The sequence below is a fragment of the Streptomyces sp. NPDC086077 genome (genome assembly GCF_040686175.1).
Taxonomy (GTDB): Bacteria; Actinomycetota; Actinomycetes; order Streptomycetales; family Streptomycetaceae; genus Streptomyces.
Window position 1 is genome coordinate 1 of record NZ_JBFBJT010000158.1, and the last position, 16,272, is coordinate 16,272.

Sequence of the window (16,272 nt, forward strand, 5' to 3'; positions counted from 1 at the left end):
AAGGAATCCAGGGACGGGGTCAGGGTCCACGGCCGAGGGGTCGCCGACTCGATCTCCCCGGCCGGTTTGAAGGCGCCGGGGCCCCGCCCTATGAACGCTGCCGACGTCTATGCCGTACTACCGACCTCAGTTGTCGTCCTCGTCGATGAGGAACCCACGCATCGGCGAGGGGGCCTGGCCCATCGGCGACGGGCCCTGCGGCCGCACCGGAGCCATCGGCTGGGTCATCGCCGGGGACATCTGCTGCTGGCCACCGTAGGACGGGCCGGCCGGCGAGGGGCCGCCACCCATCGTCTGGTTGCCACCGTAGGACGGGGCACTCGCGCCGGCCGGGGCCATCGAGGGCGCCGGGGACGGCGGGAGGGACGCGGTCGCGGGGGTCCGCGGCGGGGCGAGCGAGTCGTCCGCCTGGGTCTCCAGCTGACGCAGCTGCGACTCCAGGTAGGACTTCAGGCGCGTGCGGTACTCCCGCTCGAAGCCGCGCAGGTCCTCGACCTTGCGCTCCAGCGTGGCGCGGGCGGACTCCAGCGAGCCCATCGCGACGCGGTGCTTCTCCTGGGCGTCCCGCTCCAGCGCGTCGGCCTTGGCGCGGGCGTCCCGCTCCAGGCCCTCGGCGCGCGAACGAGCCTCTCCGACGATCTTGTTGGCCTCGGAACGGGCCTCCGCGATCGCCTGGTCGGCGGTCTGCTGGGCGAGCGACAGAACGCGCGCGGCGCTGTCACCACCGGGGCCCTGGCCGGGCATACCGGGGCCACCCATCGGACCGCCCATGGGACCCGGGCCCATCTGACCCTGCATCGGTCCCTGGCCCATCGGCCCCTGACCCATCGGGCCTGGACCCTGCGGACCCTGACCGCCGGGACCGGCGGGCAGCTGCGGGGCACCGCTCGGCAGCTGGGGCGGGCCACCCATGGGGCCACCCATCTGCTGCTGCGGCGGGCCCGATATGCCGGCGGGCACAGGAGCGCCGGGACCGCGCATGCCCTGCTGCGGCATACCTTGCTGCGGCATGCCCTGCTGGGGCATACCCTGCTGGGGCATACCCTGCTGAGGCATCCCCTGCTGAGGCATCCCCTGCTGCTGGTCCGGCCCCTCCGGGGGCTTGCGCATGTTCTGCTGGTTCTGCGCGGCGGCGCGGGTGGCCGCGGCCAGCTTCGCGCGCAGGTCCTCGTTCTCGCGCAGCAGACGGGTCAGCTCGGCTTCGACCTCATCGAGGAAGGCATCGACCTCGTCCTCGTCATAGCCTTCTCGGAGGCGGACGGTCGTGAACTGCTTGTTCCGCACGTCCTCGGGGGTCAACGGCATCTCTTCACCTCAACGTAGTCGTCGGCATTCGGCAAGACCGTAGTTCACATCGCTCACAGCCGACTCACGATCGAGATCAGGATGTAGACGATGATCATCAGTACGAAGAAGGACAGGTCGAGCGCCACGCCCCCGAGACGCAGCGGCGGAATGAACCGCCGCAGAAGCTTGAGCGGTGGATCAGTGACAGTGTAGGTGGCCTCCAGAACGACCACCATCGCCTTGCCGGGTTGCCATGAGCGGGCGAACTGGAAGACGTAGTCCATGACCAACCGGAAGATGAGCACGATGAGGAAGCACATCAGCGCGATGTAGACGACATCCAGGACCACGCTCATGACCCTTGCTTCCCTCTCCCCTGATCCATGCTCTGGGTACTGCTCGGTGATGCTTGTACTGATGTTTCCGGTCGTACGTCTCAGCTCTGGTTGAAGAACCCGCCCTCTGCGATGCGGGCCTTGTCCTCCGCCGTGACATCGACGTTAGCAGGAGACAACAGGAACACCTTCTGCGTCACCCGCTCGATACTGCCGTGAAGACCAAACACCAAACCCGCCGCAAAGTCGACAAGTCGCTTGGCGTCTGTGTCATCCATCTCAGTCAAGTTCATGATCACCGGGGTGCCCTCACGGAAGTGTTCCCCGATGGTACGGGCTTCGTTGTAGGTCCGCGGGTGAAGCGTGGTGATCCGGTACGGCTCTCGTTCCGACACGACTTTGGGCATGATCACCGGCGCGTTCTTCTCCAGGCTCTGACGTTCTTGTGTGATGGATGCCACGGGCGCGATGCGCGCCGGACGTCCGGATTCCGCGGGTAGCGAAGCGGCGTGGGCGAGCGGTTCGCGAGGCGCCGGAGGCTGCACCATTCGTACCGGTTCATCCCTTTGGGACTGATGTGCACTGTGAGACTGGTGCGACGACTCGTGGCGCCGGTGGTCCCGCTCGGGCTCCGGGTCGAGTTCGGGTTCGAAGTCGTCGTCGGGGTCGAATCCCCTGCCGTCGTACCCATCGTCCTCCACGAGGCCGAGGTAGACCGCCATCTTGCGCATCGCGCCGGCCATGCTCTGAGTCCTCCGCTCTGTGGTGGATCGGCTGACGACTGCCAAGTGCCCGCGATCCACGAGGTCGTTACGCCCGCCCTGCGACGGCAATGACCATATTTTCTGCTGTGGTCCGACTTCTTGGCGACGTTACCCGAGCCTGGGGCGGACTCCGAGTACCGCAGTGCCGACGCGCACATGTGTCGCTCCGGCGGCCACGGCCTGTTCGAGGTCCGCACTCATCCCTGCCGAGACCATGGTGGCAGCCGGATGGGTCCGGCGCATGTCAGTCGACAAATCCATCATCCGCTCGAACGCCGCCAGTTCGCGTCCCGCGAACTGGCCGGTGAGCGGCGCGACGGTCATCAGCCCGTCCAGCCGCAACCCCGGAGCCCCGGCCACAAGGTCGGCCAACTCCCCGATGCCGCCCGGCGCCACACCGCCCCGCTCGCCCCGCGCGCTGTCGCCCGCGTCGAGCGCGACCTGGATCAGGCACCCCAGCTCGCGCCCGGCGCGCACGGCCTCCTTGGACAGAGCCGTGACAAGCTTGGAACGATCTACGGACTGTACGACATCCGCGTAACCGACCACGGAACGCACCTTGTTGGTCTGCAACTGGCCGACGAAATGCCAAGTAAGGGGCAGATCCGAGCATTCCGCGGCCTTGGGTGCCGCGTCCTGGTCGCGGTTCTCGGCGACATGGCGCACACCGAGCTCCGACAGGATCCGCACATCGGCCGCGGGGTAGGTCTTGGTGACCACGATCAGGGTCACCTCCTCGCGCCGCCGCCCGGCGGCCGCGCACGCGGCGGCGATGCGCTCCTCCACATTCGCCAGATTCCTGGCGAGTTCGTCCTTGCGGTCCGTCATGTCCGATCAGTCCAGCCACACATAGCCCGCGAGCCGACCGGTGGTGCGGTCGCGGCGGTACGAGAAGTGATCACCCGACTCCAGCGTGCACACCGGCGACAGCTCCCGGTCGCGCACCCCGAGCCGGGTGAGCTGGGCGTGCACTCCGGCGGCCACGTCGACCGCGGGCGTGCCCCAGCTCGTTTCGGCGTACGCCTCCGGCTCGACGGCGGCCACCTCGGCGCGCATCGCCTCCGGCACCTCGTAGCACCGGCCGCAGACGGCGGGTCCGGTGCGGGCCACGATCCGCTCCGGCTCGGCACCCAGTTCCATCATCGCGCGTAGCGCGGCCGGGACGACCCCGGCGATCATGCCTGGCCGGCCCGCGTGGGCCGCGGCGGCGACCCCGGCGACGGGGTCGGCGAGCAGGACGGGTACGCAGTCGGCGGTGAGGACGGCGAGGGCCAGGCCCCGCTGCCGGGTCACGATCGCGTCGACCGACGGGATCTTCGCAGCGGAGTCCCAGGGTCCGTCGACCACGGCCACGTCGTCACCGTGCACCTGGTTCATCCAGACGACCCGCCCGGGGTCGAGCCCGAGGGACTTGGCGGCCAGCTCGCGATTGGTCCGTACCGCCTCGGGGTCGTCCCCGACCGCCCCGCCGAGATTGAGCTCCTCGTACGGAACGGCGCTCACCCCGCCCCACCTGTCGGTGAAAGCGAAGTGCGCGCCGTTCACGGTGTCGCGCTGTCCTATCACTTCAGGAAGTCCGGTACGTCCAGTTCCTCGGCCGCGCTGTCCGTGTAGCTGCGCGACGGCGGCACCGGCGGCGGCGCCTGGATCTCGCTCACCGGCTCGGGCGCGGGCTCCGGCTCCTCCTTCGGCTTGACGCTGCCGAGGGCGCCGAACGACGGGCGGCTCTCGGTCTGCCGTGCCGGAGCCGGCTCCTCGCGCTTGGCGGAGGTCGAGCCGAGGACGTTGTCCCGGCGGGCGGGGGGCTGGCCCCCGTCGAAGCCGGCCGCGATCACGGTGACCCGGACCTCGTCGCCGAGGGCGTCGTCGATGACCGCGCCGAAGATGATGTTGGCCTCGGGGTGGGCGGCCTCGCTGACCAGCTGGGCGGCCTCGTTGATCTCGAACAGTCCGAGGTCGGAGCCGCCGGAGATGGAGAGCAGCACGCCCCGGGCGCCGTCGATGGACGCCTCCAGGAGCGGCGAGGAGATCGCCATCTCGGCCGCGGCCACCGCGCGGTCGTCGCCGCGGGCCGAGCCGATGCCCATGAGGGCCGAACCGGCCTCCGACATGACCGACTTCACGTCGGCGAAGTCGAGGTTGATGAGGCCGGGGGTGGTGATGAGGTCGGTGATGCCCTGGACACCGGAGAGAAGGACCTGGTCGGCCGACTTGAAGGCGTCGAGGACCGAGACCTGGCGGTCCGAGATGGACAGCAGCCGGTCGTTCGGGATGACGATGAGGGTGTCGACCTCTTCCCGGAGTTCGGCGATGCCGTCCTCGGCCTGGTTGGCGCGGCGCCGTCCCTCGAAGGTGAACGGGCGCGTGACCACGCCGATGGTGAGGGCGCCCAGCGAGCGGGCGATGTTGGCCACGACGGGCGCGCCGCCGGTGCCGGTGCCGCCGCCTTCACCGGCGGTCACGAAGACCATGTCGGCCCCCTTGAGGACCTCCTCGATCTCCTCGCGGTGGTCCTCGGCGGCCTTGCGGCCGACGGCCGGGTTGGCTCCGGCGCCGAGTCCGCGGGTGAGTTCCCGGCCGACGTCGAGCTTCACGTCGGCGTCGCTCATCAACAGCGCCTGTGCGTCGGTGTTGATGGCGATGAACTCGACACCCTTGAGACCGACCTCGATCATCCGGTTGATGGCATTGACACCACCGCCGCCGACACCGATGACCTTGATGACTGCGAGGTAGTTCTGCGGTGCTGCCACGTCGAAGGCCTCTCGCCTCGAATTACGTGCCGTCGTCTCGCGGTGCCCCGCGGTCCGACGACTGATGCCGAATGGGACGGTCCGTAACGCCGACCCGAACCCTAACGCTGAAGTTTAGGGTTACCAGTGTGTCTGTTCCCTGGAGTCTTCTGAACAGGACACTAAGTCGACAAGTGGCGCACGTTCAACGAACACGCCGAACCTCCCGTTTTTCTTTTCACCCTATGTGATCAGCCGTAGCGCTGCCCAACCAGGGTGCTGGCCTGCGCTGATGTGCGTCAACTCCCTGATGACGCAGGGGCGGTGGGAACGCTGACGTCGAAGTGCCGCGCGCCGGAAGCGGCTTTCATGAGAGCGGTGAGACTACGGGCCTTCGCCGACCCCTTCTCGCCGCTCCCCCACGCCACCGTGCGTCCGCCGGTCAACTCCAGTGAGATCTCGTCGAAGGAACGGACCTTGACGACTCGGGTCTGCCGGGCGACCGCGGCGGGAACGGCGTCGGCGACCCGGACCGCCTCGCGTACCAGGCGGAGCTCTCCGAAACGGCGGTGACTGGCCGCGGCCGAACCCGACCGGGACACCGTCAATTCCAGGAGCGGAACGCCTTTCGGGGCCTCGGAAACCGTGGCGAAACGGACACCTTCGTCGTCCACTTCGACGAACTCGCGACCCTTTTCGACGAGCAGCACCGGGGTCCGCTCGGTCACTTTCAGACTGATTCCATGCGGCCAGGAACGGGCCACCCGAACCGCGTCAATTCGGGGCAATTTCCGGCGCAGTCGCGCCTCGATCCGGTCGGTGTCGACCGAAATCAGCGGAGCGCCGACCGGTACGTCGGCGGCATCACGTACCTGCGCGGGCGTCAGGACGCCGGTCCCGGAGACGGTCACGCGCTCCACGCGCGTCCACTGCGCGCCGTACAACAACCAGCCGGCACCGGCTCCGAGGAGAATCAGGACAAGCCCAAGAATGATGATCGTACGAAGCCTGGGCAGCCTCAGCCTCCGGACGGGGGGCGGGCCGGACGTCTCCTGCTGGCGTGCACCGCGCTCGGCGGTGGTCGGTCCGGCCACGCTCCCTGCCTTCCGTTCAAACGTGCCTAACGGTGTGCACGGTTGGCGGCGATCGCCTCGTACACCATCCCGACGAGGAGTTCGTCGGCGTCCCGGCGGCCGAACTCACCGGCGGCGCGGGACATCTCGTACAGCCGGTGCGGGTCGGCGAGCACGGGCAGGACGTTCTGCTGCACCCACTCCGGGGTGAGTTCCGCGTCGTCGACCAGCAGTCCGCCGCCGGCCTTGACCACCGGCTGGGCGTTCAGCCGCTGTTCACCGTTGCCGATGGGCAGCGGGACGTAGGCGGCCGGCAGTCCGACGGCGGAGAGTTCGGCGACGGTCATCGCGCCGGCCCGGCAGAGCATCATGTCGGCCGCGGCGTACGCGAGGTCCATCCGGTCCAGGTAACTTACCGGGATGTACGGGGGCATCCCCGGCATCTGGTGAACCTGCGGCAGTTCGTTCTTCGGACCGACCGCGTGCAGGATCTGGATCCCCGCCTGCTGGAGCCACGGGGCGACCTGCTGGACCACCTCGTTGAGCCGCCGGGCGCCCTGCGAGCCGCCGGTGACCAGCAGCGTGGGCAGGTTGGGGTCGAGGCCGAACATCGCGCGGGCCTCGGGCCGGGCTGCGGCCCGGTCCAGGGTGGCGATGGAGCGCCGCAGCGGGATGCCGATGTAGCGGGCGCCGCGCAGCTTGCTGTCGGGCGTGGAGACGGCGACCTGGGAGGCGTACCGGGAGCCGATCTTGTTGGCAAGGCCGGGGCGGGCGTTCGCCTCGTGGATGACGATCGGCACACCGAGCCGCTTGGCGGCCAGATAGCCGGGCAGGGCGACGTAGCCGCCGAAGCCGACCACGGCGTCCGCCTTGGTGCGTTCCAGGATCTGCTCGGCCGCCTTGATCGTGCCGCGCAGCCGGCCCGGGACGGTGATCAGCTCGGGAGTGGGCTTGCGCGGCAGGGGGACGGCCGGGATCAGCGCCAGCTCGTAGCCGCGTTCCGGGACGAGCCGGGTCTCCAGGCCGCGCTCCGTGCCGAGGGCCGTGATCCCCACCGTCGGGTCCTGCCTGCGCAGGGCGTCCGCGAGGGCGAGCGCGGGCTCGATGTGGCCGGCGGTCCCCCCACCAGCGAGTACGACATGCACCGAAATTCACCGCTCTCCGGACGAGCGCGCCGTGGCGCGCCGTCGCATCGTGTTCCAACTCCGGGGACTCCGATTGGACGCAGTACCCCCGGCCCCCCGCTTTCTACCAAAGCGGGGTTGCCGCATCGCAAGCGCCGCCCGCGCAGCGGGCTCGTCGCGCGCGAAGGCGATCAGCAACCCGATGGCGAACATGGTCGGCAGCAGGGCGGATCCCCCGTAGGAGAACAGCGGGAGGGGGACGCCGGCGATCGGCAGCAGGCCGAGCACCGCACCGATGTTGATCACGGCCTGGGCCGTGATCCAGGTGGTCACGCCTCCCGCGGCATACCTGACGAAGGGGTCCTCCGTGCCTCCGGCCACGCGGATACCCGCATAGCCTAGAGCGGCGAAGAGGGCGAGCACCGACAGCGTCCCCGCCAGACCCAGTTCCTCACCGGTGACGGCGAAGATGAAGTCGGTGTGCGCTTCCGGGAGTTGCCCCCATTTTTCCACACTCGCACCGAGTCCGGAACCGAAGAGGCCGCCGGAGGCCAGGGCGTAGATGCCATGCACGGCCTGCCAGCAGGAGCCGTCGGGGCCCATCTCGGTGGCACCGATGCAGCGGAACCGGTCCAGCCGGTTGGAACTGCTCTGGATCAGGATCGCGCCGAGCACCGCGGCGACCGCCAGTACGCCGACGAACAGCCGGGTCGGGGCGCCCGCCAGCCACAGCAAGCCGAACAGGATCGCCGTGAGGATGATCGCGGTGCCCATGTCGCCGCCGAGCATGATCAGGCCGAGCAGCATGAACGCGACCGGCACCAGCGGCACCAGCATGTGCTTCCACTGCGCGAGCAGGTTCTTGTCCTGCTTGCGGGCGAGCAGGTCCGCGCCCCACAGCACCAGGGCGAGCTTGCCGAACTCGCTCGGCTGGAGCTGGAAGGAGCCCCCGAGGGAAATCCAGTTCTGGTTGCCGTTGACAGCCATCCCTATCCCCGGCACCTGCACCAGGGCCATCAGGAAGACCGCACCGGCGATGATCGGGTAGGCGAGTGCCCGGTGCAGCTTCACCGGCATCCGGGAGGCGACGTACAGCAGCACCGCGCCGATGACGGCGGCCAGCATCTGCTTGCGGAAGAAGTACGACCCCGACAGGGACATCTGCAGCGCGGTGATCTGGGAGGCCGAGTAGACCATCACCAGGCCCAGCACGGTGATCAGCAGGCTGCCGCCGAGGATGAGGTAGTACGCCGTCAGCGGCCGGTCCCAGGCGCGGCGCACGCGGATGTAGACCCGTACGGCGCGGTTCTCGCGCGGCTGACGGGCGGCGGCGGGCGCGCGGACGGTTCGTCGGACCGGAGGACGTCCGGTACGGCTGCCGGACATCAGCGGCTCCCACCGGCGGGGAGTCTAAGCCGAGCAAACCCGAGCCTCATCCGAGTCACCTGTCCCTCCAAGGGTCCCCACAGCACCCGCCGTGGCCGAGACCCGCCGTCAGGCGCCCGCGCCGAGTTCGCGAACCGCCTCCGCGAACGCGTCTCCTCGCTTGTTGTAGTTGGCGAACATGTCCATGGAGGCACAGGCGGGTGCGAGAAGCACCGTGTCTCCGGTGACGGCCAGGCGCCGCGCCTCCTGGACAGCCGCGAGCATCGCCCCAGTGTCGGTCCGGTCGAGGTCGACGACGGGTACCTCCGGGGCGTGTCGCGCCAGGGCTTCCCGGATCAGGGCGCGATCGGCGCCGATGAGCACGGCCCCGCGAAGCCGCTTCGCCGACTTGGCGACCAGTTCGTCGAAGGTCGCGCCCTTGGCGAGTCCGCCCGCGATCCACACGATCGACTCGTATGCCGCCAACGAGGCCTCGGCGGCATGGGTGTTGGTGGCCTTGGAGTCGTCGACGTACGCCACCCCGTCCACGTCGGCGACGTGCGAGATGCGATGGGCGTCCGGGGTGAAGGCGCGCAGGCCGTCCCGCACGGCGCGGGCGGGCACGCCGTAGGCGCGGGCGAGGGCCGCCGCCGCAAGGGCGTTGGCGATGTTGTGCGGGGCCGGCGGGCTGACGTCGGAGACCTCGGCCAGCTCCTGGGCGTTCTTGTGCCGGTCCTCGACGAAGGCGCGGTCGACCAGGATGCCCTCCACGACGCCGAGTTGGGACGGCGCCGGGGTGCCCAGCGTGAAGCCGACGGCCCGGCAGCCCTCCTCGACGTCCGCCGCGCGCACCAGGTCCTCGGTGGCCTTGTCGGCCGCGTTGTAGACGCAGGCGACGCGATTGCCCTCGTAGACACGGCCCTTGTCGGCGGCGTAGGCCTCCATGGAGCCGTGCCAGTCGAGGTGGTCGGGGGCGAGGTTCAGCACGGCGGCGGAGTGGGCGCGCAGCGAGGGCGCCCAGTGCAGCTGGTAGCTGGACAGCTCGACGGCGAGGACGTCGTAGCGCTCCTCGCCGAGCACCGCGTCCAGCAGCGAGACGCCGATGTTGCCGACGGCGGCGGCGCGCAGTCCGGCCGCCCGCAGGATCGAGGCGAGCATCTGGACGGTCGTGGTCTTGCCGTTGGTGCCGGTGACGGCGAGCCAGGGAGCCGCGTCGGGGCCCCGCAGCCGCCAGGCCAGTTCGACGTCGCCCCAGACCGGGACACCCGCCTCGGCCGCCGCCGTGAACAGCGGCTTGTCCGGCTTCCAGCCCGGCGCGGTGACGATCAGCTCGGTGCCCTCGGGCAGCGTCGCCCCGTCGCCGAGACGGACGGTGACGCCGAGCGTCTCCAGCTCGGCGGCCTGGGCCATGGCGCGCTCGTCGGCGCCGTCGTTGACGACGGTGACGTGCGCGCCGAGGCCGTGCAGGACCTTGGCCGCCGGGACGCCGGAGACGCCGAGTCCGGCGACGGTGACGTGCTTGCCCTTGAGCTCCGAGGAGGTCACTTTTCCGCTGCCCATCCCGCGTAGAAGAGGCCCAGTCCGACAATGACACAGATGCCCTGAATGATCCAGAAGCGGACCACGACGAGGACTTCGGACCAGCCCTTGAGTTCGAAGTGGTGCTGCAGGGGCGCCATCCGGAAGACGCGCTTGCCGGTGAGGCGGAACGAGCCGACCTGGATGACCACCGACATGGTGATCAGCACGAACAGGCCGCCGAGGATGGCCAGCAGCAGTTCGGTGCGGGAGCAGATGGCCAGGCCGGCGAGCACGCCGCCGAGCGCCAGCGAACCGGTGTCGCCCATGAAGATCTTGGCCGGCGAGGTGTTCCACCACAGGAAGCCGAGGCAGGCACCCATCAGGGCCGAGGCGACCACGGCGAGGTCGAGCGGGTCGCGCACCTCGTAGCAGGCGCCCGGGTTGGTCAGGGTGCCCGCGTTGGCGCAGGACTCCTGGAACTGCCAGACGCCGATGAAGGTGTAGGCGCCGAAGACCAGCACGGAGGCGCCGGTGGCGAGGCCGTCCAGACCGTCGGTGAGGTTCACGCCGTTCGACATCGCGAGGATCATGAACAGCGCCCAGATGACGAACAGCACCGGGCCGATCGTCCAGCCGAAGTCGGTGATGAACGACAGCTTGGTGGAGGCCGGAGTGTTGCCGCGGTTGTCCGCGAACTGAAGTGACAGCACCGCGAAGGCGATACCGACGATCAGCTGTCCGGCCATCTTGGCCTTGGCCCGCAGACCCAGCGACCGCCGCTTGACGATCTTGATGTAGTCGTCCAGGAAGCCGACCAGACCCATGCCGGCCATCAGCCCGAGCACCAGCAGACCCGAGAAGGTCGGCGGCTTGCCGGTGATCACCTTCGACAGGAAGTAGGCGGCGATCGTGGCCGAGATGAAGGCGATGCCACCCATGGTGGGCGTACCGCGCTTGCTGGCGTGCTCGCGCGGACCGTCGTCGCGGATGTACTGGCCGTAGCCCTTGCGGGCCAGCAGCTTGATCAGCAGCGGCGTGCCCACCAGGGTCAGGAACAGGCCGATGACGCCCGCGAACAGGATCTGATTCATCATCGGGCGGCGACCTCACCCTCGGCACCCGTGGCGAGCAGCGCCTCGGCGACACTCTCCAGGCCGACCGAACGGGACGCCTTCACGAGGACGACGTCCCCCGGGCGCAACTCGCTGCGCAACAGGTCGACCGCCGCCTGTGCGTCGGACACGTGCACCGACTCCTCACCCCACGAACCCTCGTTATATGCGCCCAGTTGCAGCCAGGCGGCTTCCCTGCCCCCGACCGCGACGAGCTTGCTGACGTTGAGCCGGACGGCGAGCCGCCCGACCGCGTCGTGCTCGGCGAGCGCCTCGTCCCCGAGCTCGGCCATCTTGCCGAGCACCGCCCACGTACGACGCCCCCTGCCCATGGCCACCAAGGCGCGCAGGGCGGCCCGCATGGACTCGGGGTTCGCGTTGTAGGCGTCGTTGACGACCGTCACGCCGTCCGGGCGCTCGGTGACCTCCATACGCCAGCGGGAGAGGGAGTCTGCCTCGGAGAGCGCGGTGGCGATCTCTTCCGCGGACATGCCCAGCTCATGGGCGACGGCGGCCGCGGCGAGCGCGTTCGACACGTGGTGCTCACCGTACAGGCGCATGGTCACATCACTGCACCCGGAGGGTGTGTGAAGGGTGAAAGAGGGCTGGCCGGAGTCCGTCAGGCGCACGTTCTCGGCGCGTACGTCCGCTTCGTCGGCCTCTCCGAAGAGAATCACCTTCGCCTTGGTGCGCGACGCCATGGCGCGTACGAGGGGATCGTCGGCGTTGAGGATCGCGGCACCGCCGTCCTCCGCCGACGGCAGCGCCTCGACGAGTTCGCCCTTGGCCTGCGCGATCTGCTCGCGGCCGCCGAACTCGCCGATGTGCGCGGTGCCGACGTTGAGCACCAGTCCGATCCGAGGGGGCGTCAGGCCGGTGAGGTAGCGGATGTGGCCGATGCCGCGCGCGCCCATCTCCAGTACCAGGAAACGGGTTTCCTCGGTGGCGCTGAGCGCGGTCAGCGGCAGCCCGATCTCGTTGTTGAACGATCCGGGCGTCCACACCGTCGGTGCCTTGCGCTGGAGTACCTGCGCGATCAGGTCCTTGGTGCTGGTCTTGCCCGCGGAGCCGGTGAGCGCGACGAGGGTGGCGCCGAGCTCGCGCACGACGTGCCGGGCGAGGGCGCCGAGGGCCGTCTGGACGTCGTCCACGACGATCGCGGGCACGCCGACGGGACGCGACGCGAGCACCGCGACCGCGCCCGCCCCGACGACCTGGGCCGCGAAGTCGTGGCCGTCCACGCGTTCGCCGACGAAGGCGGCGAACAGGCTGCCGGGCACGACCTCACGGGAGTCCCGGACGACCGGTCCGGTCACCTGTGCCGACGGATCCGGTATGTCGTGCGTCTGCCCGCCGACGATTTCTGCGATCTCGGCGAGGGAGAGGGCGATCACAAGTTCATCCCCTGGGTCTTCTGGATTTTCATCCCTGGGTTTTCCGGATTGCTTCGCGCAGTACCTGGCGGTCGTCGAACGGTCGGACCACCCCGGCGATGTCCTGGCCCTGCTCATGGCCCTTGCCCGCGACCAGTACGGTGTCCCCCGGCTGCGCCCGCCCGACGGCGGCGGCGATGGCGGCGGCCCGGTCCTCGAACAGCAGCACCTCCCCGCGTTCGTGCGCGGGCACCGTCGCCGCGCCCTGCAGCATCGTGGCGAGGATCGCGAGGGGGTCCTCGGAGCGGGGATTGTCGGACGTCAGTACGGCCGTGTCGGCGAGCCGGGCCGCGGCGGCGCCCATCGGGCCCCGCTTGGTGGTGTCCCGGTCACCGCCGCAGCCCAGCACGACGTGCACCTGGCCCTTGGTGACCTTGCGCAGCGCCTTGAGGACGGACTCGACGGCGTCCGTCTTGTGGGCGTAGTCGACGACCGCGAGGTAGTCCTGGCCGGCGTCCACCCGCTCCAGGCGGCCCGGCACTCCCGGTACGGCGGCGACGCCGTCGGCGGCGGTCTGCGGGTCGAGGCCCGCGGCGGCGAGGGCGACGATCGCGGCGAGGGTGTTCGCCACGTTGAACGGGCCCGGCAGTGGCGAGCGGGCGCGGATCCGCCCGCCGTCCGGGCCCAGCACGGTGAAGGGCGAGTCCAGCGGGCCGACCTCGACGTCCTCGGCGCGCCAGTCGGCGTCCGGGTGGCCCTCGGCGGAGTAGGTGACGACCGGGACTCCGGCCTCGCGGGCCAGCCTGCGGCCGTACTCGTCGTCGATGTTGACCACGCCGAGTCTGCTGCGTTCCGGCGTGAACAGCTGCGCCTTGGCCCGGAAGTAGTCCTCCATGTCGGAGTGGAACTCCATGTGTTCCGGGCTGAGGTTGGTGAAGACCGCGACGTCGAAGACGCAGCCGTCGACCCGCCCGAGGACCAGCGCGTGGCTGGAGACCTCCATGGCGACCGCCTCGACCCCACGTTCGCGCATCACGGCGAACAGCGCCTGGAGGTCGGTGGCTTCAGGCGTGGTGCGCTCGGACTTGATGCGCTCGTCGCCGATCCGGGTCTCGACCGTGCCGATCAGACCGGCGGCGCGGCCCGTCCTGATGCCGCCCTCGACGAGATAGGCGGTGGTGGTCTTGCCGGAGGTCCCGGTGATGCCGATCTGCAGCAGCTCGCGGCCGGGGTGGCCGTAGATCGTCGCCGCCAGCTCCCCCATCTCCGCGCGCGGGTCGCCGACGGTGAGCACCGGCAGTCCGGTGGCGGCGGCGCGCTCGGTGCCGGCCGGGTCGGTCAGCACGGCGGCGGCGCCGAGGCCGACGGCCTGGGTGACGAAGTCGGCGCCGTGCACGCGGGCGCCGGGCAGCGCGGCGTACAGGTCGCCGGGGCGGACGGCGCGCGAGTCATGGGTGATCCCCGTGACCGCGGCGGCCGCTTCCGGGGCGGTGACACCCAGCTGATCGGCGAGCTCCGCGAGGGATGTGGCGGAGACCCGTTCCGGCCTCGGCGGTCCCGGGTAGGTCACGGGAACGTCCTTCTGAGTGGTTTGGGACTGATCAGCGTGTGGCACGGCGGTGAGCGTACCGGGCGCACCGGCTCCGGAGCGAAGTGGAGGGCGGGGGCTGCTCTGGTTCCCGGGATCGGGGGTGATCGTTGTCACGGATGGTTCCTGGGGTGCTCGGTGCTGATCAGGGCTTGAAGGTGACCGGGAGCCTCGCGGGCCCGGCTCCCGTCGGCGGGACCTGGAGGGTCTTCAGGGCGAACTCCATCACCTGCTTGTAGACGGGCCCGCAGATCTGGCCGCCGAAGTAGCTGCCCTTGGTGGCGTTCTGGATGGCGCAGTAGACGGTGACGCGGGGCTTGTCCGCGGGGGCGAATCCCGCGAACGACGAGGTGTAGCCGCGGTACTTGCCGGTGTCCGGATCCACGCGGTTGGCGGTGCCCGTCTTGCCCGCGACCCGGTACCCGGGGATGCGCGCCTTGGTGCCGGTGCCCTCCTCGTCGTCGACGACCGACTCCAGCATCCGGGCGAGTGTCGTGGCCGTCTTCTCGCTCACGACCCGTGTCCTGTCCGGCTCCGGGGCGGGTGTGAAGCGTCCGTCCGGTCCCTTGGTGCCGCGTACGAGCGTGGGTTCGACGCGCAGACCGCCGTTGGCGATGGTCGAGTACACGGAGGCCGCCTGCATCGCGTTGATGGACACTCCCTGGCCGAAAGGAATCGTGTACTGCTGCGACGTCGACCACTGGTCCGGCGGCGCCAGGATGCCCTTCGTCTCGCCGGGGAAGTCCAGCCCGGTGTAGCCGCCGATGCCGAAGTCGCGCAGGTACTTGTGGAGCACCCGGTTGGCCTCGGCCTGCGTCTTGCCGAGCTGCCCGGTGGCCAGGATGGTGCCGATGTTGCTGGACTTGGCCAGCACGCCGTTGAGCGTCAGGTACCAGGTCGGGTGGTCGATGTCGTCCTGGAAGAGCCGGTCGCCCCGGTGCAGCCGGTTCGGCACGACCACGTGCGTCTGGGGTGTGGCCACGTTCTCCTCCAGCACGGCGGCCATCGACATGACCTTGGCGGTGGAGCCGGGCTCGAACGCGTCCTGGAGGGCCGCGTTGCCCATGGCGGCCGCGTCGGCCGTGGTCAGGTCGTTGGGGTCGAAGCCGGGCGAGTTGGCCATGGCGAGGATCTCGCCGGTGCGGGTGTCCTGCACGATCACATAGCCACGGTCCGCGTCGGACTTCCTCACCTGCTCGGCGATGGCGTCCTGCGCGGCCCACTGGATGTCGCGGTCGATGGTCAGCTCGATGTCGGAGCCGGGCACCGCGGGCGTCTCGGTGGAGCCGACGGTCGGCACCTGGAGGCCGCCGGACTGGGCGTAGCGGATCTTGCCGTCCTCGCCGGCCAGCCGGTCGTTCAGCTGCTGCTCGATACCGCCGCCGCCCTTGCCGTCGGCGTTGACCCAGCCCAGTATCCCGGCGGACAGGTCGCCGTTGGGGTACACGCGCTTGCTGCTGGGCTCCGCGAGGACGCCGCCGAGGACGTTGACGGTGCTCCTGTCGGTCTCCGCCTTGGTGGCCAGCGCGGTCCTCAGGTCCTTGATCTGCTTCCAGACCTGCGGGGTCTGCCGGGTGGCGAGCCTGACGTAGCGGAGGTTCCTGTCCTTCGGGCGGAGCTTGCTGGTGAGCTCGGCCTGGTCCTTGCCGAGGATCGGCGCGAGGAGTGCCGCCGCCTGCTCGGGCGCGTCGTCGACCTTGAGCTGCTCGCGGGTGAACAGCGTGGGGTCGGCGGTGATGTCGTACGCGTCGACGCTGGTCGCCAGGGCCACGCCGGTGCGATCGGTGATCTCGCCGCGCTGGGCGGCGAGGGTGTGCACGACGTACCGGTTCTGCTCGGCCTTGGCGGCGTAGGCGCTCGCGTCGACGGCCTGCACCTGGAGCAGCCGGACGACGAAGACCATCATGACGAGGGTCAGCGCGAAGCCGATCAGGCGCAGCCGGGGGCGAGGGCTGCCGAGCCGGAGCGCGGGCGGGGCCGCCGGACGGGGCCGGCCGG

14 protein-coding genes are annotated in these 16,272 nt (G+C 70.1%); all 14 read right to left on the reverse strand.

Annotated elements, in window-relative coordinates; translation table 11 throughout:
* Positions 1–126 precede the first annotated feature (126 nt).
* Positions 127–1,305: a DivIVA domain-containing protein gene (locus AB0O67_RS31285; protein WP_365457369.1), complete on the reverse strand. Its 1,179-nt coding sequence runs from the start codon at positions 1,303–1,305 to the stop codon at positions 127–129.
* Between the two features lie 53 nt (positions 1,306–1,358).
* Entirely contained in the window at positions 1,359–1,643 is a 285-nt protein-coding gene (locus AB0O67_RS31290) for a YggT family protein (RefSeq protein WP_007448661.1), read from the reverse strand.
* A gap of 80 nt (positions 1,644–1,723) precedes the next feature.
* On the reverse strand, positions 1,724–2,365 hold the full coding sequence (sepF, locus tag AB0O67_RS31295; protein WP_365457372.1) for a cell division protein SepF: 642 nt from the start codon (positions 2,363–2,365) through the stop codon (positions 1,724–1,726).
* A 129-nt stretch (positions 2,366–2,494) separates the two neighbouring features.
* Positions 2,495–3,214 carry a YggS family pyridoxal phosphate-dependent enzyme gene (locus AB0O67_RS31300; RefSeq protein WP_365457375.1) on the reverse strand — a complete coding sequence of 240 codons (720 nt, stop codon included), beginning with the start codon at positions 3,212–3,214 and terminating at the stop codon, positions 2,495–2,497.
* 6 nt (positions 3,215–3,220) lie between these two features.
* Positions 3,221–3,952 (reverse strand): peptidoglycan editing factor PgeF, encoded by a 732-nt coding sequence (gene pgeF, locus AB0O67_RS31305; protein ID WP_365457378.1) that lies wholly within the window; start codon positions 3,950–3,952, stop codon positions 3,221–3,223.
* On the reverse strand, positions 3,949–5,139 hold the full coding sequence (gene ftsZ, locus AB0O67_RS31310; protein WP_365457381.1) for a cell division protein FtsZ: 1,191 nt from the start codon (positions 5,137–5,139) through the stop codon (positions 3,949–3,951). The genes pgeF and ftsZ overlap by 4 nt, the downstream gene beginning before the upstream one ends.
* Positions 5,140–5,417: 278 nt before the next feature.
* Positions 5,418–6,212, reverse strand: coding sequence for an FtsQ-type POTRA domain-containing protein (locus tag AB0O67_RS31315; RefSeq protein ID WP_365457384.1), 795 nt, complete (start codon positions 6,210–6,212; stop codon positions 5,418–5,420).
* A 26-nt stretch (positions 6,213–6,238) separates the two neighbouring features.
* Entirely contained in the window at positions 6,239–7,336 is a 1,098-nt protein-coding gene (murG, locus tag AB0O67_RS31320; protein WP_196463435.1) for an undecaprenyldiphospho-muramoylpentapeptide beta-N-acetylglucosaminyltransferase, read from the reverse strand.
* 6 nt (positions 7,337–7,342) lie between these two features.
* Complete coding sequence (gene ftsW / locus AB0O67_RS31325) at positions 7,343–8,701, reverse strand: putative lipid II flippase FtsW (RefSeq protein WP_365457388.1); 1,359 nt, start codon at positions 8,699–8,701, stop codon at positions 7,343–7,345.
* Between the two features lie 108 nt (positions 8,702–8,809).
* Positions 8,810–10,240, reverse strand: a complete 1,431-nt coding sequence (murD, locus tag AB0O67_RS31330) for a UDP-N-acetylmuramoyl-L-alanine--D-glutamate ligase (RefSeq protein WP_365457391.1) — start codon at positions 10,238–10,240, stop codon at positions 8,810–8,812.
* Positions 10,222–11,295: a phospho-N-acetylmuramoyl-pentapeptide-transferase gene (gene mraY / locus AB0O67_RS31335; RefSeq protein WP_365457394.1), complete on the reverse strand. Its 1,074-nt coding sequence runs from the start codon at positions 11,293–11,295 to the stop codon at positions 10,222–10,224. The genes murD and mraY overlap by 19 nt, the downstream gene beginning before the upstream one ends.
* Complete coding sequence (gene murF / locus AB0O67_RS31340; RefSeq protein ID WP_365457397.1) at positions 11,292–12,707, reverse strand: UDP-N-acetylmuramoyl-tripeptide--D-alanyl-D-alanine ligase; 1,416 nt, start codon at positions 12,705–12,707, stop codon at positions 11,292–11,294. Before murF ends, mraY begins: the two co-directional genes overlap by 4 nt.
* Before the next feature lie 28 nt (positions 12,708–12,735).
* Complete coding sequence (locus AB0O67_RS31345) at positions 12,736–14,256, reverse strand: UDP-N-acetylmuramoyl-L-alanyl-D-glutamate--2,6-diaminopimelate ligase (protein ID WP_365457400.1); 1,521 nt, start codon at positions 14,254–14,256, stop codon at positions 12,736–12,738.
* A 163-nt stretch (positions 14,257–14,419) separates the two neighbouring features.
* On the reverse strand, positions 14,420–16,272 hold a 1,853-nt coding region (locus AB0O67_RS31350; RefSeq protein ID WP_365457403.1), incomplete at its 5' end, for a penicillin-binding protein 2.